The 22,246-nt window shown below is 59.9% G+C and carries 13 protein-coding genes; 8 read left to right on the top strand and 5 right to left on the bottom strand.

Annotation, left to right across the window (positions count from 1 at the left end; genetic code table 11):
- Positions 1–209 precede the first annotated feature (209 nt).
- On the top strand, positions 210–5,792 hold the full coding sequence (locus PMI18_RS19810; protein ID WP_007898545.1) for a dermonecrotic toxin domain-containing protein: 5,583 nt from the start codon (positions 210–212) through the stop codon (positions 5,790–5,792).
- A gap of 55 nt (positions 5,793–5,847) precedes the next feature.
- Here the strand turns inward: PMI18_RS19810 and metE are convergent, their stop codons facing one another.
- Positions 5,848–8,160, bottom strand: a complete 2,313-nt coding sequence (gene metE, locus PMI18_RS19805; RefSeq protein WP_007898546.1) for a 5-methyltetrahydropteroyltriglutamate--homocysteine S-methyltransferase — start codon at positions 8,158–8,160, stop codon at positions 5,848–5,850.
- Positions 8,161–8,280: 120 nt separating this feature from the next.
- Here metE and metR point away from each other — a divergent pair, with 120 nt between their 5' ends.
- Positions 8,281–9,198 (top strand): transcriptional regulator MetR, encoded by a 918-nt coding sequence (metR, locus tag PMI18_RS19800; protein ID WP_007898547.1) that lies wholly within the window; start codon positions 8,281–8,283, stop codon positions 9,196–9,198.
- 310 nt (positions 9,199–9,508) lie between these two features.
- On the opposite strand, the gene PMI18_RS19795 is transcribed toward metR, so the two are convergent.
- The 4 genes from PMI18_RS19795 to PMI18_RS19780 all read right to left on the bottom strand — a co-directional run bounded on the left by PMI18_RS19795 (position 9,509) and on the right by PMI18_RS19780 (position 12,689).
- Positions 9,509–10,024, bottom strand: coding sequence for a GNAT family N-acetyltransferase (locus PMI18_RS19795; protein WP_007898548.1), 516 nt, complete (start codon positions 10,022–10,024; stop codon positions 9,509–9,511).
- A 2-nt stretch (positions 10,025–10,026) separates the two neighbouring features.
- On the bottom strand, positions 10,027–10,665 hold the full coding sequence (locus tag PMI18_RS19790; protein WP_007898549.1) for a LysE family translocator: 639 nt from the start codon (positions 10,663–10,665) through the stop codon (positions 10,027–10,029).
- A gap of 23 nt (positions 10,666–10,688) precedes the next feature.
- Positions 10,689–11,123, bottom strand: coding sequence for an NUDIX hydrolase (locus PMI18_RS19785; protein ID WP_007898550.1), 435 nt, complete (start codon positions 11,121–11,123; stop codon positions 10,689–10,691).
- A 207-nt stretch (positions 11,124–11,330) separates the two neighbouring features.
- Complete coding sequence (locus tag PMI18_RS19780) at positions 11,331–12,689, bottom strand: HD domain-containing phosphohydrolase (protein ID WP_007898551.1); 1,359 nt, start codon at positions 12,687–12,689, stop codon at positions 11,331–11,333.
- Between the two features lie 254 nt (positions 12,690–12,943).
- Here PMI18_RS19780 and PMI18_RS19775 point away from each other — a divergent pair, with 254 nt between their 5' ends.
- From PMI18_RS19775 to PMI18_RS19750, 6 genes are all read left to right on the top strand, one after another.
- Positions 12,944–15,250, top strand: a complete 2,307-nt coding sequence (locus PMI18_RS19775; protein ID WP_007898552.1) for an EAL domain-containing protein — start codon at positions 12,944–12,946, stop codon at positions 15,248–15,250.
- Positions 15,247–17,121: a putative bifunctional diguanylate cyclase/phosphodiesterase gene (locus PMI18_RS19770; RefSeq protein WP_007898553.1), complete on the top strand. Its 1,875-nt coding sequence runs from the start codon at positions 15,247–15,249 to the stop codon at positions 17,119–17,121. Before PMI18_RS19775 ends, PMI18_RS19770 begins: the two co-directional genes overlap by 4 nt.
- Before the next feature lie 46 nt (positions 17,122–17,167).
- Entirely contained in the window at positions 17,168–18,127 is a 960-nt protein-coding gene (locus PMI18_RS19765; RefSeq protein WP_007898554.1) for a cytochrome-c peroxidase, read from the top strand.
- Positions 18,124–19,935, top strand: a complete 1,812-nt coding sequence (locus PMI18_RS19760) for a DAHL domain-containing protein (RefSeq protein WP_007898555.1) — start codon at positions 18,124–18,126, stop codon at positions 19,933–19,935. Before PMI18_RS19765 ends, PMI18_RS19760 begins: the two co-directional genes overlap by 4 nt.
- A complete protein-coding gene (locus tag PMI18_RS19755; RefSeq protein WP_007898556.1) occupies positions 19,932–21,335 on the top strand; it encodes an ATP-binding protein in 1,404 nt (467 codons plus the stop codon). Before PMI18_RS19760 ends, PMI18_RS19755 begins: the two co-directional genes overlap by 4 nt.
- A 261-nt stretch (positions 21,336–21,596) precedes the next feature.
- The coding region (locus PMI18_RS19750; protein ID WP_007898559.1) for a glutamate synthase-related protein at positions 21,597–22,246 on the top strand (650 nt) is incomplete at its 3' end.

The following is a 22,246-nucleotide window of genomic DNA, read 5'->3' on the forward strand; positions in this document are numbered from 1 at the left end:
CCGTTTTCCTCCGCGCCGATAGCCCCCAAGGTGCCGACTGCGATACCCACTGATTCACCCGCGCGGGTGCCGAAACAGTCTTGCTTGCACCCTCCGCAGGCAAGACGTCAGCCTATAACTATGTACCACCAGCGCCTCCAGCAACTGACCTCTAATGGCCTGAGCGCCCAGACAACCTGGGCCTTTTTTGCCTATGGAGACCAGTTGCCATGCCCGACGCCCCAAAACCCATACAGGCCGATTTCGGCCTCACCCACCCGCTTAAGCCCAACCCGGATCAGAGCCTGCTTCTGACCGCCTCGCAGCGCTGGAGCGACTGTCGCCGACAGTGGCTCGAACTCATGGCGCAAATCCCGGGGGCTCGCACCTCGATCAACCAATTGCTCAAGGAACACTGGGACCTTGACGGCCACCGGGTCGGTCTCGGTTTCTTCGCCACCGCCAACCGGCCAGAACACTTTGTCAGCCTGAGCCACGCCTGCGCCTTTGTGCTGCAACATCCTGTGATCGAAGCTTCACTCAACGCGCGTTGCGTGGTGATCGGGCTTGCACCGGAACACCGCCTCTACGGCAAGTCCCCCGCCGAACTGCTCGAACAGCTCAAAAGCCTGAACCCGGAGCGTCTGCTCAATCACGCCTGGGAGCGTTGGTGGCATGCCCGGGCGCCCGGTACGGCGGTATCACGCAGAGCACTGGCCGCCCGGTTGTATCGTCAGCACTTCGAAGCCTCCAGCCAGGTCGCCCATGCCCTGCGCACCTTGACGGCCGAACAGATGAAACCCTTGCTGGCGTTGATCGATGCGCCCAGCGACAGCATGGCTGTCGATTCCCCTCGGGTGGTTGTCAACCAAATGGCGCTGCGCTTCACTGATGGCCGCCGTGTCGAGCTGCCCGGGGTTTTACTCATCAGTACCGAGCAACCGGCCGCGCAGTTGTTGTATTTGCCAGAGCAGCAGCCGGCCTGGAAACACTTCAAGCAGCGTCATGAGGTCGAAAACTGGCTGATCGCCCACCCGCAAAACGCTGTCGGAATGGCCCGGCTCAATGACGTCAGCCTCGAATACACGCGGATCGAAACCACGCCGCTGGAGATGGCTGCCGAACAACTGATCACTCGCGTATCGGTCACCTGGATGAACAGTGTTCGTCAGGGCAACGGCAGTGATATCGCCGAGCATGGTGCCACCGCGCTGAACGCCGCCGACCGGCTGGAAGGGCAACATCGCCAGGAGGCGGTTTTTGCCGAGCCTGCAGAACGACCGGCAGACATCGGTAGCGAGGGGCAAAGCGGCGACAGTGTCCCGCAGTTCGGCTTGCTCAACCCCGATATTGCGCTGGACACCCGCCAGAGAGCCATGGCGTATCACTGCGCAGCGCTGGAAGCTCTGCTTGGCAAAAACTTCGAGGGCGATCTGAATGATCCACGCCTGCAGAATCTGAAAAAATACCTCGACGCCCTGGCGACAGCAGAACAGGCCAGCCACACCGCCGCGTCCACATTGCTGAACGCCCGCAACGCGCTGAAGATGCTGGAACTGCGTCATGCACCGAATCAACACTACACCGCGCTGTATCAGGCACGGCTGACGGGGTTGCGCAGCGAGGCAGAGATTCAGCTGACCCTGGACCAGATCAGCCCCGAAGAGCACCAGATGCTCAAGGATGTTCTGGATGCTCCCGTTCGAGCGGAGCGCAATGCCGAGGTCGCGGTTGCGCGGCTGACACTGTCAGCAACCGAAGGTGACGACGGCATCCCCCAAACCGAGGAACTGGACGGCGTGCTGCTGATCACGCGTCCATCCGTGCTGCACGGCACCGGCTCCCACTCCCTGTTGCTGTACTGGCCCGGCCGGTTCGGTGGCTTGCAGCGGTTCGCCTCTCGGCGAGCGCTGGAACAAGCGCTGTTCAAACTGAGCGCCAACGACGATGTGTTGGCCTTGCACCTTAGCGAGCTGGCCGGTGACCCGTTCGAATACGCCCTGCAAAATCAGCTCTACCGCTGCGAACAGCAGGCTGCACAACTGATTGCCGACAACCCCGTGCCATCCCATGCCGGGCAGCGGACGGTGGCGCTGGAAAAACTGCGGGAACACACCCTCGCCCGCTTGACCGTGCCAATGCCCGCCGCCCGGGAGTTGGCCTTCGCGCAATTTCTCGAGCAAAACCACAGCAGCGCCCTGGCTCGAGCGCTGCCGCAGTGGCTCGGCACGCTGGCCGATGCTCGGCGCTTGCAGCTCAAGCATCTGTTCAAAACCTACATTGCGGCGATGAAACGCTCCCATGAATTGCTCGAAAGGGATCTGCCGCCACGGGATGATTTCAGCAAAAAACGCATCGACGCTCGCCTGCGCCAGGACTTTTCCCTCACGCAAGGCTTTGCGGTGACGATCGATCTGCCCGACTCGACGCAGTGGCAGAAGGTCCCGATCGCCGGCGCCGCCCCGGGAACGCCTCAGGAGAATGTGCTGATTGCCAGTGAATCGCGCAGCAAACTGTCCCTCGTCGAGCTGACGCAATCGAACATCGATCAGCCCCTGTGGTGGCGCCTGTCATTCATGCAGGTCGACGTCACAGCGGATACCGAGACAGAACGCAAGGTGCTGAAAACCGGCATCACCCCGCCTTACCTGCGCAAACTGGTGACCGAGCTGGATCTGGCTGGACATTATGAGACACAGATCCGTCACGCTTTTCTTGGCGCTCCCGGCGCCTCGGCCTTCGGCCTTGAGTATCGCCTTGAAAGCCTGACCGAGCCCTGGCGCTTGATGCTGAAACTGCAAGGTGAGTTTGCTTTGTTGCAACGGCAGATCGATGCCCATGGACGGCAAGTGCTGGATATCGCCATTGACGCCAATACCCGGGAAACCTTTGCGCCTCAGGGCAAGCGTATCGTGCTGCTGCCGGCCCATCTGACAGTGGGCGGTGGGGATACCCCGCATCAAGGCCCGAGCACGTTGTCCGGTGTCACCTTCATCGAGGAACAGCTCAGCGGCCTGACACTGCTCTACCTACCGGACAGCCCGGACGGGATCTACCTGCGCCAGTACGACACCCTTGAGCAGGCGCGCCAAAGCCTGTTCAACCTGTGCCTGCACACCAGCATGGTCAACTATCTGGCCGGGCGTGCCTTGCAGGGCGACTTCGCCTTTCATGTCAGTCGAATCAATCAGGCCTTGCTGCGAAACTTCAATGCACTGATCGGCGTCGGCCTGGCGTGGCCGGCCAGCACGTCCCTGGCAGCGCACCTGCTCAATGTGCATATGGGGCGTCTGCTGGAAGCCCATCGAAGTACCTCCCGTTCCAACGATGCGTTGTACCTGGAGCGATGCGCACTGCAGTCCGGCGCGATGTTCAATTACCTGAAAATGGCCTTGGGCATGGTGCCTTTCGTGGGTACGGCGGTCGCGCTGTATGACGCCTGGGGCAGCGCCAACCTGGCGGTCGCCGCGTTCCTGCGTGGCGACGTCGGTCATGGTCTGGCTGACCTTGAATCGGTGTTGCTGTCATTGATCGACGCGGCCATGGATCTTCTCCCTGGTGCCGCTGTGGCGCCCGGCGCGGCCCGTACCGTCACCCGCCATCGCCAGTTGCGAGCGCTGGCCCGAAAAGCCGGGGCCATGCAAGTGACCTCGCGGCGACAGGCCCGCAGCGTCCACGATTACTTCAAAGGCTACGAGTACGAACACGAGATCTCGCTGGCGGGCCTGCAACCGGCGACACACGGTGTCTATCGCAATGTCTACCGGCATGCCGACGGCGACTTCATGATCAGCCATGGGCGCATCTACCGGATCGAGTTGAGCGATGCTCCTCGTGGCTGGCGTTTGTACGGTACTTGGGCCCGATCTTACAAACAGCCCATCGCCCTCGATGAGGCCGGCAACTGGCACACCCACTACGCCGTGTACGGAACCCTGATGGATGGCGGTGGCATGGGCGGCGGTGCGGCACTCGGGCATCTGGCCGACGGCATGGATCCGCTCTGGCCAGCCGCCATCAGGCGTTGGCTGCCCCGCTGGTGGACTGATCGCCACTTGCGCCGCCAACTGACCCTGACCAATACCGCCGACGCCTATATCCTGCGGCTCGATACTCAGACCCGTAGCACCAACGTTGCCATGGAACGCTACTACGCCAGCACACCGAGCCAGCGTCAGGCCTTGCGATCGCCCCTGGAAAACGCCTGCCTGACCGACATCGATATCGCCCAAAACAGCTACCAGAACCTGGCTGACCTGCTGCCCCTGAGCCATGGCAGAAAACGCACCCAGATCGAAGATTTGCAAAGCCGCAGTGCCTGGGTGGTGGTCGATCGGACGGTGCACCGGATACAGTTCGGCAAAGAACGCCTGATGGAACACCTCAACCGGATCGATGAACTTCTCACCCGCTCAGACACCACCCCCGTCAGCGACACCCGCGCCCATTTGCGCCTGATGGGACAACGCAAGAACGTGCGCAAAGCCTTCCTCCAGGAATTTGATCAGGCTCACGCCGCGGTGGAACAGGTCAATCTCTGGAACCGCCGAATCACCAACAGGGATCAAAAAGCCAGGATGGCCGCTGACGTGGCGGCAGTGAACAACACGTTAAGCGAGACCAATTACCGTTACCTGAAAGCTGCCCACCTTCTGGAAATCATCAGCCGCGTCGATGCCATCGATGACACCACCTGGGTCTATTTCCACATGCAACTGAAACAGGCCCGCACCCAGGTCGGGCGTGCTCTCTTCACCCAGCACAATCTGTCGCAAGTACGCGCCAGCCTGCCCCAGCGCAACCGGGTGTTCGAAGACTGCCTGGCGACTTACACCGAGTTCCGCCGCAACCTGAAGGCGTGGACGCTGGGTTACCCGCAACATCTGGATCTGGAGCAGATCGCGCCATTCCTGGACAACCTGACGAAGGTCGAAGAGTACGCGCGAAACGCACTTCGCAATCGAGCCTCGATCACGCCAACGGAGGGCACAACCGGCAAAAAGCTCTTTGAAACCGAAGACAATCGACTGCTGGTCGGCGTCGAGCACACGGACACCGCCACTCGGCAAAAGCGCTTCACTATTGAAGGCATCGACGGTCACACGGAAACCTGGCTACCGCGCTCCAGCGGCAAGTACCATCTCAGCGAACCCACCGCGCCGTCGCAGCAGCCTCTCACCTCGGATGTTCAGCCGTTGCTGGCCGAAGCCAGAAAAAGACTCGCGGCGGTGCCCACCTATAAAAGCAAAGTCGACGGTTATGCCCAGCAAGACATGCTGCCAGTGGATCTGGAGCACATGATGAGTTTCGAGGCTGGGGAGTTATCGATGCGCGCCCAAGCCATCGAACGCCTCTCGCCCCATGATCCGCTGGTCCGGCAATTGTCCGATCAGGCTCGAGACCTAGCGCGTGCCGGGCGTACGCTGCGCATCGAACAGTCGATGAACAGTAAAACCCCGACCGAAGGTTATCTGGACTACCTGCTGGAACAACGGGTGGTGGACATCCGCAAGGAAGGCGGATTGCGGGATCTGGGCAAGCGCCCGGACGGTCGACGGGATTTTCTGCAGGAATATGAGGTACGCGATCTGACGAGCGAGCCGGCGCCAACCTTGTGGTATGCGCACTTTCACTACACCTCGGCAAAGCCTGCGTTCAATGACTTCGTCAAAGGTCACCTGAAATTGCCTGAACAACGCAACCTGGGTCTGCAATGGCAACAGGCTCAAGCCAACAGCGGCGCTCAGGTGGAGTCGATCTGGCGGGGCGACATCGGCAAACCGCTGGCGCTCAAACACTTTCCACCGCTATGAAGAACGACAACGGAGCGCCCCAAGCGCTCCGTTGTCAGTCAATAACCACTTGATGTCAGGCCAGTTGACTGCGCAGCAGACGGGCCGCCGCGACCATGTTCACCAACGCGGCTTCCGTTTCCGGCCAGGCCCGGGTCTTCAACCCGCAATCGGGATTGACCCACAACCGCTCGGCCGGAATGCGCTTCACGGCTTTGCTCATCAACTTCACCATCTCGGCCGTGTCCGGCACCCGTGGCGAGTGGATGTCGTAGACACCCGGGCCGATGTCGTTCGGGTAGTCGAACGCTTCGAAGGCCTCCAGCAACTCCATGTCCGAGCGCGAGGTTTCGATGGTGATCACGTCGGCGTCCATGCCGACGATGGACTGGATCACGTCATTGAATTCGCTGTAGCACATGTGGGTGTGGATCTGGGTTTCGTCGCGCACGCCCGATGCACTCAGGCGGAAGGCTTCCACCGCCCAGTCGAGGTATTCCTGCCATTGCGCCCGACGCAGTGGCAGCCCTTCACGGAACGCGGCTTCGTCAATCTGCACGATCTTGATGCCGGCGTTTTCCAGGTCCACCACTTCATCACGCAAGGCCAGGGCCAGTTGCTGCGCCTGAGTTTTGCGCGAGACGTCTTCGCGCGGGAACGACCACATCAGCATGGTCACGGGGCCGGTGAGCATGCCTTTCATGACCTTGTCGGTCAGGCTCTGGGCGTAGGTGATCCAGTCGACGGTCATCGGCTTCGGACGGCTCAGATCGCCGTAAATAATCGCCGGTTTGACGCAGCGCGAACCGTAGCTCTGAACCCAGCCGAACCGGGTGAACAAGTAGCCGTCCAGTTGCTCGGCGAAGTACTCGACCATGTCGTTGCGCTCGGCTTCACCGTGCACCAGCACGTCCAGGCCCAGGCGTTCCTGGATTTGCACGGCGTGGCGGATTTCGCTGTGCATGGCGTCGGTGTAATCGTTGGCCGAGAGCTTGCCTTGCTTGAAGGCCTGGCGCGCCAGACGGATCGATGCGGTCTGTGGGAACGAGCCGATGGTGGTGGTCGGGAACGTCGGCAGTTTCAGCCGTGCCTGTTGTTGTGCGATGCGTTTGGCAAACGGTGAGAGGCGTTGGCTGTCCGCTGCGCCGATGGCATTGATTCGGGCCTGAACATCCGCCTTGTGGATACGCGGAGACTGAGCGCGACTGGCCGCAATGGCGCGGCTTTCGGCCAGGGCGGCTTGCACCTTCGGTGCTCGCGGGTCGTTGAGGGCATCACGCAGCACGGCGATTTCACCGCACTTCTGCACGGCAAACGCCAGCCAGCTTTTCAGTTCCGGGTCGAGTTTGTCTTCGCGGTCCAGGTCCACTGGGCTGTGCAGCAGCGAGCAGGAACTGCTGACCCACAAGTTATCGCCAAAGCGTTCCTGGGCTGGCTGCAGTTGCGCCAGCACTTGCTCCAGTTCGCAGCGCCAGACATTGCGACCGTTAACCAGACCCACCGAGAGAATCTTGTAAGTCGGCAAACGATCCAGCACTTGGCCAAGTTGCTCCGGCGCGCGCACCGCGTCGATGTGCAAGCCTTGCACTGGCAGGCTGACAGCCAGGCCGAGGTTGTCTTCCAGACCACTGAAGTAAGTCGCCACGAGCTTTTTCAGCGGCGAGTATTGGAGGATGTGATAGGCGCGTTCGAAGGCGTTTTTCCAGGCTTGTGGCAGGTCGAGGGTCAGGATCGGTTCATCGATCTGCACCCATTCCACGCCTTGGGCGGCGAGGCGACCGAGAATTTCGCCGTAGATCGGCAGCAGGCGCTCCAGCAGGTCGAGCTTGTCGAAGTCATTGCCTTTGGCCTTGCCCAGCCACAGGTAAGTCAACGGGCCGATGATCACCGGTTTGACGTTGTGGCCCAGGGCTTTGGCTTCGTCGACTTCGTCGAACAGCTGTTCCCAGCTCAGTTTGAACTGTTGATCAGCGGTGAATTCCGGGACCAGGTAATGGTAGTTGGTGTCGAACCACTTGGTCAGTTCCTGAGCGTATTGCGCCTGGGTATGTTCGCCGCCGCAGCAGGCTGCGGTAGCGCCACGGGCCATGGCGAACAGGGTGTCGAGGGTCGGCAGGCCACGTTTATCCTTGGCACTGTCAAAACGCTCCGGGATCACGCCGAAGGTCAGGGAGTGAGTCAGCACCTGGTCGTACCAGGCGAAGTCGCCTACGGGCAGCAGGTCGATGCCCGCGTCTTTCTGCAGTTGCCAGTGGGTGGCGCGCAATTGGCGGCCGACGCTTTTCAATGCGTCCTGGTCAAGATCGCCCTTCCAGTAGGATTCGAGGGCTTTTTTCAGTTCGCGGTCAGCGCCGATGCGCGGAAAACCAAGTGTGTGGGCCAAGGCCATGGTAAGAGTTCTCTCTATAAAGGACGCTATAAAACATGGTGCTATTGTCGACAGCTCACCCAACATGAGACAAACTCAACCTTTTCGTGTTGATCACAAGTTTTCCTCATGGAGCCCCCGGTGCTTGAAATCCGTCACCTGAAAACCCTGCACGCCTTGCGCGAAGCCGACAGCCTGGTGGATGCGGCCGACCGCCTGCACCTGACCCAGTCGGCGTTGTCCCACCAGTTCAAGGAGCTGGAAGAGCGCATGGGCATGCCGTTGTTCGTGCGCAAGACCAAACCGGTGCGTTTCACCAGTGCCGGCTTGCGCCTGCTGCAACTGGCCGACGCCACCCTGCCGTTGCTGCGCGGCGCCGAGCGTGACATTGCGCGACTGGCCGGCGGCACTGCGGGACGTTTGCACATGGCGATCGAGTGCCACAGTTGCTTTCAGTGGCTGATGCCGACCATCGACCAGTTCCGCGATGCCTGGCCGGAAGTCGAGCTGGACCTGGCCTCGGGGTTCTCCTTCGCCCCGCTGCCGGCGCTGGCACGAGGCGATCTGGACCTGGTGGTGACCTCCGACCCGCTGGAACTGGTCGGGATCACTTACGTGCCGTTGTTCACCTACGAAGCCATGCTTGCGGTGGCCAATCAGCACCGCCTGGCGAGCAAGCCGTACATCGTGCCCGAAGATCTGCTGACGGAAACCTTGATCACCTACCCGGTGGAGCGTGATCGGCTGGACATCTTCACCCGCTTCCTCGAACCGGCCGACATCGAACCGGCCCAGGTGCGCACCTCGGAACTGACGGTGATGATGATGCAACTGGTGGCCAGCGGTCGTGGCGTCTGCGGCATGCCTCATTGGGCGCTGCATGAATACAGTTCACGGGGCTATGTGAAGGCCAAGCGACTGGGTGAGAAAGGCTTGTTTGCGACGCTGTATGCCGGGATTCGTGCCGACATGCTGGATGCTCCGTACATGCGCGACTTTTTGCTGACGGCCAAGGACACGTCGTTTTCGACGCTGGATGGCGTCAGCGCTGTCCGATAGAGCGACCTATCTCCTGTAGGAGCGAGGCTTGCCCGCGAAAGCGGTGTGTCAGCCCACAGCAGTTTTGAATGTGAATCCGTCTTCGCGGGCAAGCCTCGCTCCTACAAGGGATCGGGGTGGTTTCAGATCTTACGGCACAGGCTTGGCGTCCCCGATGCTAGCGAAGAACCTGTGGCGAGGGGGCTTGCCCCCGTTCGGCTGCGCAGCAGTCGTAAAAACGGTGAATGCGCTGTGTCTGAACACATGCGATTGCAGGTTTTGGGGTCGCTTCGCAACCCAACGGGGGCAAGCCCCCTCGCCACAACAGCTCTTATGGCAAAGGCTTAGAGGTGAGCTCTCGCCACATGTAGATCTTGTCGAAGTAGTCCTCGCCCACCCGCACCGCCAATGGCTCAAGCCCGAACTGCACGAAACCGCAACGCTGATACAGCCTGAATGCCGATTCATTGCCGGCGGTGACGGTCAACTGGATCAGCCTCAGGCCCTGATGGGCCTGTGCTTCAGCCAACGCGGCCTGAACCAGTTGATAGCCGAGCCCGCGCTGCCGAACGTCACCCGAAACGTACATGCCGAACAACGTCGCCTTGTGCCGGGCCTTTTCCCGAGACTCGAAGGCCAGGCCGACGATGCCCGCCAACTCACCCTTCTCGAACGCCCCGAACACTACGTCCAGCTTGCTGGTCAGGCGCGATTCCCACCAACTCAGCGGCATCACGGCGCGCTCGCGCACGCTGGACGTGAACGCCTGGGGATGCGAGTCATAGGCTTCAAGCATCAATGCCCGGTAATCCAGGGCATGGCTGGCATCAAGCCGTTGAATCCACATCTTCAGGCCACGCGCCGCTGCTCAAGCATCAAGCGCACTGCCAGCCCGGACAGCACGAAACCCATGAAATAACGCTGCATCGCCAACCAATTCGGGTTGTTGACGAACCAGGAGGCGATGCCCGCGGCAAACAGCGCAATCAGCAGGTTGACGCTGAAGCTCACGCTGATCTGGGTCAGGCCGAGGATGATGCTCTGGGTAAACACCGAACCGTGCTCAGGGGTAATGAACTGCGGAAACACCGACAGGTAAAACACCGCGATCTTCGGGTTCAGCGCGCTGGTGAGAAAGCCCATGGTGATCAACTTGCGGGACGAGTCCGCCGGCAACTGCTGCGCCTCGAACGGCGAACGCGCTCCGGGCTTGACCGCCTGCCACGCCAGCCACAGCAAGTACAGCGCGCCGGCCCATTTCAATGCTTCGTAGGCCATCGGCACTGCCACGAACACCGCGGTCAAACCCGCGGCGGCCGCGAACAGGTGCACTAAAAATCCCGCGACCACGCCGAGCAACGAAGTCACTCCGGCCTTGCGCCCCTGACAGATTGAACGAGAGATCAGGTAGATCATGTTGGGCCCGGGCGTGAGCACCATCAGCAACGCCGCGGCGGCGAAAATCAGCAAATCTTGAAGCGGGATCATGGGCATCCTCCGTCCTTGGACGATCAGGCAGTTTCGATCAGTGAGGCTCGATAAAACGGCAAGATCAGGTCCCGTGTCAATGGCGCCAGCGTGACATCGCCGTCGGTGGCCGGATCAATCCAGCGCACCTCTTCGATCTCCGCCGCTGGGGAAACGCACGAATCGATGGTCAGTTGAAAGAGTTCGGCCTGTACGACATAACCCGGCTCATTGGCGGCCGGTGCCGAGAATTGCCCCAGGTAGGCGGCATGCGCCGGATCGATAACCAGCCCCAATTCCTCTTCCAGCTCACGAGCGAGGGCATGGACCGGCTGTTCATGGGCCTCGATCTTGCCCCCTGGCTGCATGAACGCCTGGGTACCGCGCTTGCGAACCAGCAGGGTGCGACCGTCAGGGCCGATCAGCAGGGCAGCGGCAATGCGGATGAGGCGAGGCGAAGCGGCGGATGAAAGCGTCATGGATCAGGATTGACCTTGGGTAAAGCAGCAAGGATCACATGCGTGCCGGTTCTTCGTCACGCCGAAAAAACCTCCGCAGCCCTCCCTGTAGGAGCGAGGCTTGCCCGCGAAGAACGATGACGCGTAATACCTGAAAAACCGCGCTGCATTCTTCGCGGGCAAGCCTCGCTCCTACAGGTTATGCGTCTTTACTTACGGCCTGAAGGCTTAACTCGTCTCGAGAAGCGCGCCCCCCACTTCCTCCGGCACTTTCACGAAAATGCTGTACTTGGCACCTTCCATCGCCTCGAAAGCGATCAACTTCTCCACCAGCGGCCCATTCAACACCTTGCCGGCATTGAGCAGCAGCATGCCGTTGTCGGCATTGAGATTGCGCGCCAGGATCATGCCCGCCACCAGATCCCGGGTAGTCAGCACCTTGACCGTTGGATCGGCCAGCGTCACGTCGCTCAGATAAGTGGCGCAGACCTGAATGAAATCCTCCACCAGTTCCGGGTCGTAGAGGCGACCGGCGTATTGGCGGATATACACCAGGGCTTCATCGCTGTTCATCTGCCGTTCGAGGATCAGCCCGCGCTGTAACTCGATGAAATCCACCGCCAGTTTCAGCAACCGCGAACCGAACGGAATCGCTTCGCCCTTGAGCCGATCAGGAAAACCGCTGCCGTCCCAACGCTCCTGGTGATGCAGGATCAGCCGGGCGGCATCCTTCATCGGATCGAGCGTCATCAGCAGCGACTCACTCTGCTTCGGATAACCTCGATAGCGCTCGCGGTCATTGTGATGCAGCAGGTCCGAGGGCGTGCTCATCATGCTGTCGGTCCAGCTCAACTTACCGATGTTGTAGAGCGCCGCTGCCATGGTCAGGTCACGACTGCTGCCTTCGTCCAGGCCATGGAGTTTGCAGTGCACCCGCACCAGTTCGATGATCTGCCGGTTGGTCTGTTTGGCGGGCGGCAGGCGCAGGTTGGCCAGCAACGAAAACACTTCGGTGCCGGTGACATAGCTGTGTTTGAGCTCTTCGTAGGCCAGATCCAGCATGTCGGCGGTCTGTTGCAGCTCACTGGTGCGGGCCGCGACGTGTTTTTCCAGGGTGGCGTTGAGCTGCTTCAGTTTCTCGTTCTGATCCCACGTCTCCTGCACCAGACGCAAGCGCTCACGCTCGGAATGCTGATAGGCAAGTGATTGTCGCAAGGTCAGCAGCATTTCCTCATCGTGCCAGGGTTTGCTGATGTAACGATGAATCTGCCCTTCATTGATGGCTTTGATAATGACCGTCGGATCGGCATAACCGGTCAGCATGATCCGCAGGGTGTCGGGGTAACGCTGATGGATGTGGGCCAGCAGCGTCGAGCCATCCATATTGGGCATGCGCGCGTCACTCATCACCAGATCGATCGGCTGCCGCGCCATGATCTCCAGCGCCTGGGCACCGCTGGTGGCCAAAAGCACCTCGTAGGGTTGGCCGCGCAGCAGGCGGCGCAGGCTGTTGAGAATCGACTCCTCATCGTCGACCAGCAGTAACTTGGGTTGATAGGTCTCAGTCGTGGGGAGTTGCTCTTCCATGGCATTACCTCAAGAAAACGTGTCTCTTTATGTCGCGCGCGGGGCAAACGTCCTGGCGTCCCGAGCCTGACCTACAGGCTAGATGATTTTCAGCCCGACCCCGGAAATGATTCGTTTCAGTCAACCGGGCGCATTTCTGGCCGGGCGACTATGCTCAGATCACTCGGATCCAAACGATACCCGCTTCATTCTGCGATCAGGGAAGGGATACCCTCTATGAACTCATTGCACCAACCTGCTGTCGGCACAGGCGCATGTCAGTGAATACGCTGCTTGCGCGTATTAATCGTCGGATTCTCATTGTCGATGACACGGCGTCGATCCATGAGGATTTTGCCAAGATTCTCAGCCCGCCATCGATCGAAGACGACAGCCTGATCAGCGCCGAAAACGCCCTGTTCGGTACCCCTGTGTCGGTATCGTTGCAAAGTTTCGTCATCGATTCCGCGTTTCAGGGCCGCGAAGCGCTGGACAAGGTCGAGAGCGCACTGGCGAATGACTCGCCCTACGCGATGGCCTTCATCGACATGCGCATGCCGCCGGGCTGGGACGGCCTGGAAACCATCGAACGCTTGTGGCAAGTCGATCCCAAGTTGCAAGTGGCGCTCTGCACCGCGTATTCCGACTATTCCTGGGAAGACATCGCCGAGCGCCTGGAACTGGGCGATCGCCTGCTTATCCTGAAAAAGCCCTTCGATGCCATCGAAATTCGCCAGATGGCCAGCGCATTGACCGCCAAGTGGCAAATGACCGAAGACGCGGCGCTGAAGATGTCCTTGCTGGAGCACGCGGTCGAAGAGCGCACCCGGGAGCTGTCCGACGCCAACATCATCGTGCAGAACAGCCCGACCATTCTGTATCGGCTGCGGGGCGAACCGTCGTTTCCGTTGATGTACATCTCCCACAACATCACCAAATACGGCCACATCGCGGCGGCCCTGGTGGCGTCGGCCAATTGGGCCCAGGAGCTGATCCATCCTGACGATCAAACAAAAGTCGATACGGCGATGGCCAGGGTACTGGACCGCCATGCGTCAGGTGCTTCCATCGAGTTTCGGATGCGCACCGGCGACGGTGACTGGCGCTGGGTCGAAAACCGCTATATCCCGGTGCGCGACGATGAGGGCCGCTTGCTGGAAGTCGAAGGCATCATCATCGATGTCACCGAACGCAAACTGGCCGAGGAAAAAATCGCCCTGTTGGCCCGCACCGACGGGCTGACCGGGCTGGCCAACCGCGCGACGCTGATCGAGCGGCTGCACCAGGCGTTCGCCGCCGCCCGGCGCGGGGCCACACCGTTCGCCATGTTCTATCTGGATCTGGATCACTTCAAACGCATCAACGACACCCTGGGCCACCCGGTAGGCGACCTGTTGCTGCAGGAGGTTGCCAGGCGCATCAAAAATTGCGTGCGCGAAAACGACGTGGTTGCCCGCCTGGGTGGCGACGAGTTCGCGATCCTGCAACTGGACGTCGGCGACCCGACCCAATCAGCAGCCCTGGCCGCCAAGGTCCGCGATGCACTGGTGCCGCCCTATTCCCTGGCCGGCAATGACGTGCGGGTCTCGGTCAGCATCGGCATCAGCAGCTACGCCCCGGCCAGTCTCAGCGCCGACAGCCTGTTGACCCAGGCCGACATGGCGCTGTATCGCTCCAAGGAAAAAGGCCGCAACCAGTACCACTTCCACTCCGAGGAGATCAATCAGGAAGTGGTCGAGCGCATGACCATCGCCAACGACCTGAAAAAGGCCATCGAACACGACGAGCTCGAACTGCGTTACTGGCCGGAAGTAGACCTGAGCAGTGGCAAGATCCTCGGCATGGAAGCGCAGGTCAGCTGGAACCACCCCATACGCGGTTTACTGGAAGCCCCGGCGTTTTTGCCCGCGGCGGAAAAGACCGGCATCATCATCGCCCTCGGTCACTGGGTGCTGGAGCGCGCCTGTCGGCAAATGCGCCAGTGGCGAGACGAAGGCATGGCGCCACCGGTGGTGGCGATAAAACTGTCCCTGGCCCAGCTCAAGAGTGGCCCCGAGCTGATCTATGACGTGTTGCGCACCACCGCGCGCTGGGAACTGTGCCCGTGGGACCTGCGTTTCGACGTCACCGAAGCGACCCTGGCCCAGACCAAGTGGACGCACAACGATATCCTGCCGCGCCTGCATGAACTGGGGGTGAAGATCGCCATCGATGACTTCGGCACCGAATACTCTTCGTTCGACTACCTCAAGACTTACCAGGTCAATCACCTGAAACTCGCTCAGGCGTTCATCGACACCGCCGCCCACGACGCGGCCAGTGCCACCACCCTGCGGGCAATCATCAATTTCGCCCGCGATGTCGGGATCGGCATCATCGCCGAAGGCGTCGAAACCCAGGAGCAACGCCGCTCGCTGATAGCCACCGGCTCACCGATGAACGCCCAGGGTCACTACTTCAGCCAAGCGGTCAGCAGCCAGCAGGCCGCCGAGCTGCTGAAAGCCGGGAGTATCGTGCATGCCAGCCTCGGAACCGCAGCGATGCGCGACGACCCGAGGCGTGCTGCGGAGGACAAGGAATGAAGACTCCGTCCGTCCAGGCCAACCGGCGCATTCTGATCATCGACGACACGCCCTCGATCCATCAGGACTTTCGCAAGATTCTCGGTGCCGATACCAACGATGAAAAAACCCTCGCCGGTACTGAAGCAGCGCTGTTCGGCAGCCAGCAGTCGGCACGGCTGATATTCCAGCTCGACTCCGCCTATCAGGGCGAGGAAGCGCTCGAACTGGTCAAGCGTGCCCAGGCACAAGGTCGCCCTTACGCCATGGCGTTCACCGACATGCGCATGCCCCCGGGCTGGGACGGACTGGAAACCATCGAACAGCTCTGGAAGGCTGACCCTCACCTGCAAATCGCGCTGTGCACGGCCTTCTCCGATTACACCTGGGAAGCCATGGCCGAACGACTGGAGTTCGGCGATCAGTTGCTGGTGCTGAAAAAACCTTTCGACAGCCTGGAAATCCGCCAGATGGCCAGCGCCCTGACCTGGAAGTGGCAGATGGCGCAGGACGCGGCCATGAAAGTACTGACCCTGGAGCAAACCATCGAGGCCCGGGTCCACGAACTGCTCAAGGTATCGCACTTGTTGCAGTACGACGTATTGACCGAATTGCCCAACAGCACCTTGCTGGGCGACCGGCTGAACCAGTCACTGGCCCTGTCACGACGCCATGACAAACAACTGGCCGTGATGTTTCTGGGGCTCGATCGTTTCAAGCGTATCAACAATGCCTTGGGTCACCCGACCGGTGACGAGATGCTCAAACGTGTCGGGCAAAACCTGGTGGCCTGCGTACGCGCGTCCGATTCGGTGTTTCGCTACGGCTCCGATGAATTTGTGGTGATCCTGGCTGACATCCACCACCCTCAACAGACCAAGGGCATCGCCGAAAAGCTCTTGAACGCCATACGCGCGCCTCAACACATCGCCGGCCACGACCTGAGCGTGACGGCCAGCCTGGGCATCAGCATCTACCCCGAGGACGGTTTCGATGCCATTGCACTGATCAAAAAAGCCGAAACCGCGATGCGTAACGTCAAGGAAAGCGGCCCGAACGATTTCAGTTTCTTCATCGATGAGATGAACCAGCGCGCCCGGGAACAGCAGAGTATCGAGTCGGGTATTCGCCTGGCGCTGGAGCGCAACGAATTTGTCCTGCACTACCAACCCAAACTCGACCTGGGCAGCGGCAAGGTGGTCGGCGCCGAAGCATTGATCCGCTGGCAAAAGCCGGGGCAAGGCTGGGTTTACCCGACAGATTTCATCGGTGTGGCCGAGGACAGCGGCTTGATCGTACCGTTGAGCAAATGGGTGCTCGCCCAGGCCTGTCAACAAGCCTGCGCCTGGCAGGCGAAAGGTCTGCCGAAACTCTGCATGTCGGTGAACGTGTCGGCCATCGATTTCCGTCAGCGGGACTTTGTCAAAGGGATCGAACAGATACTCAAGCAAACCGGTATGGACCCCACCTTGCTGGAGCTGGAAATTACCGAAGGCGTATTGATGCAGAACGTCGATGCCACGATGCTCGCGCTGAATCGGCTCAAGGCATTGGGCGTACGGCTGGCTATCGATGACTTCGGCACCGGCTATTCGAGCCTGAGTTACCTGCAACGGTTTCCCATCGATGTGTTGAAAATCGACCAGTCATTCATTCGTGGCCTGAGTCGTGACAGCAATGACGCGGCCCTGGTCAGCGCCATCATCAGCTTGGGCAAGAGCCTCAAACTGACCGTCATTGCCGAAGGGGTGGAAACCCTCGAACAATTGAGTTTTCTCAGGGCCCTCCAGTGCGAAGAAGGCCAGGGTTACTACTTCAGCAAAGCCGTGGAGCCGGACGCCTTCGTGCAATACCTGACGTCTGTGCAGTCCGCACCATCCAGCACCAAATGAATGATGTGCAACGACACCCAGGCCCCCTGCGCCAAGGAATCACAAGATGTCGAGCCCCTTCTACTACCTGCTTCTTGCGCCTCTACTCGGATGTTGTCTGATCGCCAGCGGCGCACCGCTGGACGAACCACTCAAGCCCTTGCCCGCGGTGCCCCAGCAGAATCCCTTGCAAGTCGAACTCGGTCGCCGGTTGTTCAACGAGCCACGTCTGTCGGTCAACAACAGCCTGTCCTGCGCCAGTTGCCATCGTCTGGAAATCGGAGGCGCAGACGACAAAGCATTGTCTATCGGCTTCAAAGGCGATCCCCTGACGATCAACACCCCCAGCGTCTTCAACTCAAGCCTGAATTTCCGGCAATTCTGGAACGGCCGCGCCGACACTCTGGAAACACAGGCCCACGAGGTGGTGCAGAGTCCCAGCGAAATGGGCAGTCATTGGGAGCATGTCGTTCAGACACTGACCGCCGACCCGGCTTACAAAAGTGCTTTCGCCAAGGCCTACCCGGACGGCGTGACCATGAACAATGTGCAAAATGCCCTGGCCACCTATGAGCGCACGCTGATCAGCGCAAACTCACGTTTCGATCAATACCTGCTGGGCAATACCGAGATTCTGACGATCGAGGAGAAGTACGGCTACCAACGCTTCAAGGACTACGGCTGCATCGCCTGCCATCAGGGGGTCAATATCGGCGGCAACATGTTCCAGAAATTCGGGGTCATGGGCGATTACTTCCAGATTCGGGGCAACCCCACCGAAGCCGATCTGGGCCGCTATCTGGTCACCAAAGATGAAGAAGACCGCAACGTGTTCAAGGTTCCGAGCCTGCGCAACGTCGCCGTGACCGCGCCGTATTTTCACGACGGCTCGGCCAAGACCCTAGAAGACGCGGTAGACGTGATGTTCAAGTTCCAGCTCGGTCGCGTTCCCTCTGACAAGGACAAGACCTTGATCATCAAATTCCTCAAGACCCTGACCGGTGAGTGGGGAGGCAAATCTTTATGAAAACGTACCACCGTCGCAACCTCTTGTTACTCAGTGGCGTGGCCGTGTTGCTGGCCTCGACACTGCTGTTTCTGTACCTCAAATCAAGCTCCGACCAGACCTCGACGTACGCCGAGTCCCGGGACCTGATTGGCCGGATCAAACAGTTCAACGCGCAGTGGGAAACCGAGATTCTCAAGGCCCGGATTGCCATCAGCCACAATTACGATCCGCTGGTGGCACCGCTGACCGAGATAACGCACCTGTGGGAGCGGTTCGAGACCATGGAGTCCAATCATGGTCGCAATGACTCGCCGGCCTGGCGTGCCAGCCATGATGCTTATCACGCAGCCATTCAAGAAAAAACCCGGCTGGTGGAGCAGTTCAAATCCCATAACGCGGTGCTGCGTAACTCACTGGCGTTTTTGCCCACCGCCGAAGACGACATCCAGGAACCGCTTACCCAACTGGTCGACGAAGACAAACTGCAACTACAGAACATCGCCACCGACACCTATGACTTGCTGCTCAGCAGCCTGGAGTTCGCCCAGGTCACCTCCGACGATAAAGCGGCCGATATCCTGGTCGGGCTGAACAAACTGCGGGTGAACAAGGAACGATTACCGGAGCAGTTTCATAGCCCGATCGATGTCTTGAGCAATCACATCGCGCTGATCCTGCGAGAACAACCCGTGGTCAATCGGCTGCTGGAAAACATCGAAGCCGTTCCCGTGGCCGCACGGCTGGACGACATTACTGCGCTGCTGAACAAGGACCAGCAGCAAACCGATGCAGCCAACCGGCGCTACCACTTCTACATGCTGGTGTTTTCGACGCTGCTGGTATTGGTGCTGGTGTACTTGGCAATCCGCTTGATGCGCAGCTTCGGGGAGACCAACCGGGTCAACAAGGAACTGCAAACCGCCAACGACGTCCTCGAACAACGGGTCGAGGAGCGCACCCGCGAACTCAAGGATACCCAAAGCGAACTGCTCGACACCGCGCGCCAGGCCGGCATGGCTGAAATCGCCACCAATGTGCTGCACAACGTCGGCAACGTGCTCAACAGCGTGAACATCTCGGCCGACCTGGTGACCCGCAAGCTGCGTAACAGCAAGGCCCAGGGATTGGGCAAGGCGATGCAGCTGATCAACGCGCATCAAGACGACCTGGGCGCCTTCCTGACCCAGGACGAGAAAGGAAAACTGCTACCCGGTTATCTGAACCAACTGGTGGATGCCATTGCCCTTGAACAACAAGGCATGACCGACGAACTCGCGCAACTGAGCAAAAGCGTCGACCACATCAAGGACATCGTCGCCACCCAGCAGTCCTACGCGGGTGCCAACAGCCTGATGGAACCGTTGCACGTCAGCGAACTGCTGGAGGACGCCCTGCGGATGAACGCCGGCGCCCTGACCCGGCATCACGTCACGGTGGTCAAGGAGTACGGTGACGTACCGCAAATCATGGGCGACAAACACCGATTGTTGCTGATCCTGATCAACCTGATCAGCAACGCCAAATACGCCATGACTGACCTCAGCAATCGCCCGCGGCAAATGACCCTTGGGGTGAAAGTCGTCGAAGACACGATTCTGCAAATCAGCGTCAAGGATGACGGCGAAGGCATCGAGCCGGAGAACATGACACGGATCTTTGCCCACGGTTTTACCACCCGCAAGGAAGGTCACGGCTTCGGCTTGCATAGCTGTGCCCTGGCCGCGATCGAGATGAACGGCCATCTCACCGCCCACAGCGACGGACCGGGCAAAGGCGCACTGTTCACTTTGCAGATCCCGTTGAAAACCGTCATGGAGGAAGCATGAGCGATCTTTCGAACCGACGCATTCTGCTGATTGACGACACGCCGTCCATCCATGAAGACTTTCGCAAGATCCTCACCCCAACGTCGGCACTGCATGTAGAACTGGACGAAATGGAGGCCGCGCTGTTCGGCAGCGAAGTGAAATCCACCAACCTGCTGTTCGAGCTGGACTCAGCCTATGGCGGTCAGGAGGGGCTGGGCAAACTCATTCAGGCCTTACAGGAAAACCGTCCCTACGCCTTGGCCTTCGTCGACATGCGCATGCCTGAAGGCTGGGACGGCGCGCAGACCATCGAACATCTGTGGCAGGAAGACCCGCTGTTGCAAGTTGTAGTGTGTACTGCCTATTCCGACTATTCCTGGGATGAACTGCTGGAACGCTTGCACGCTCACGACCGCCTGCTGATTCTGAAAAAGCCGTTCGACAACATTGAAGTCCAGCAGATGGCCAACACCCTGCTCACCAAATGGGAAATGACCGAACGGGCGTCTATTCAGATGGGCCATCTGGAGCATCTGGTGGATCAGCGCACGGACCAGTTCAAGCAGGCCAGCGAGGCGTTGCAGCGGGAAATCGACGAGCGCAAACAGCTTGAATCCCAATTGGTGCAGTCGGAAAAACTCGCCTCGCTGGGGCAACTGGCTGCGGGCGTCGCCCATGAAATCAATAACCCCATCGGCTTCATTTCCTCCAACCTCGGCGCCCTCGATGGCTACTTCAAGCAACTGCAGGAAATGCTTGATGCCTATCGGGAGGCAGAAAACGCCATTGGCTCAAGCGAGGTCATCGACCGTCTCGGTCAATTACGTGAACGGGTGGAGCTGGACTTTCTGCGTGAAGACATTCCGCTGTTGATCAAGGAATCCAAGGATGGCATCGGCCGGGTCGGGCGAATCGTCAAAGATCTGAAGGACTTCTCACGCGTGGACTCCAATCAGGAATGGCAGTGGGCCAATCTGCAACAGGGCATCGAGTCGACCCTGAACATCGTCGCCAATGAACTCAAGTACAAGGCCGACGTGGTGAAGGAGTTTCAAAAGCTGCCCGACATTGAATGCCTGCCGTCGCAAATCAATCAGGTGATCATGAACCTGATCGTCAACGCGTCTCAGGCAATGGGGCCGGAACGGGGCACCATCACGCTACGCACCGGGCTTGAAGGTGAAACGGTGTCGATCGAGGTCGCGGACACGGGCATAGGTATCGAGCCGGACAACCTGCAGAAAATATTCGACCCGTTCTACACCACCAAACCGGTGGGCCAGGGGACAGGGCTCGGGTTGTCTCTGTCCTATGGCATCGTGAAAAAACACCAGGGCGATATCTCGGTACGCAGCGAGGTCGGGGTGGGCAGCACCTTTCGGGTCGAGTTGCCGGTGCGCCAATCCTGGCCAGCATAAGCACGCTCCTACCCGGTTGCTCCAATATAGCCATCGCCCGTAAGCTGGAAATCTCTGTTGCCCACAGGAGATCTCTGTGGCGAGGGAGCTTGCTCCCGCTGGATCGCGAAGCGATCCCAAAACAGGCAATGCGTTCAGTCAGACAAATCCCGTCAGCAGGTTTTGCGACTGCTGTGCAGCCGAGCGGGAGCAAGCTCCCTCGCCACAAAAGCCTGTATGCCAATGCCCTGCCATTACCGAGTCCGAACCCAAGGAAACCGTATGAGCCTGTCCCTCCTGAGCCGCTACGCCTTCTTTGCCGTCTGTGTGATATTCACCCTCGCCAGCCTGCCCTTTCTGCAACACGACTGGCTCTGGCCGATCACCGCCGTCACCGGCGTCCTCAGCCTCATAGGGCTGTTCGACCTGCTGCAAAGCCCACACGCGGTGCGCCGCAACTATCCAATCCTGGGCAATATTCGTTATCTGGTGGAGGGCATCCGCCCGGAAATCCGCCAGTACCTGCTCGAATCCGACAGCGATGCCCTGCCCTTCTCCCGTGCCCAACGATCGCTAGTCTATTCGCGGGCCAAGAACGAGAGCGCCGACAAACCCTTCGGTACGTTGATCGACGTGTATCAGTCGGGCTTCGAATTCATCGGCCACTCGATGCGCCCGGCGCCATTGAGCGACCCGAGCAGTTTCCGGGTGACAGTCGGCGGCCCGCAATGCACCCAGCCGTACTCGGCGTCGGTGTTCAACATCTCGGCCATGAGCTTCGGCTCCCTCAGCGCCAACGCCATTCGCGCGTTGAACCAAGGCGCCAAACTCGGCAACTTCGCCCATGACACCGGCGAGGGCAGTATCAGCGCCTATCACCGGGAAAACGGCGGCGACCTGACCTGGGAACTGGGCAGCGGCTACTTCGGCTG

Origin of the sequence: Pseudomonas sp. GM102 (assembly GCF_000282555.1) — a bacterium.
GTDB lineage: Bacteria > Pseudomonadota > Gammaproteobacteria > Pseudomonadales > Pseudomonadaceae > Aquipseudomonas.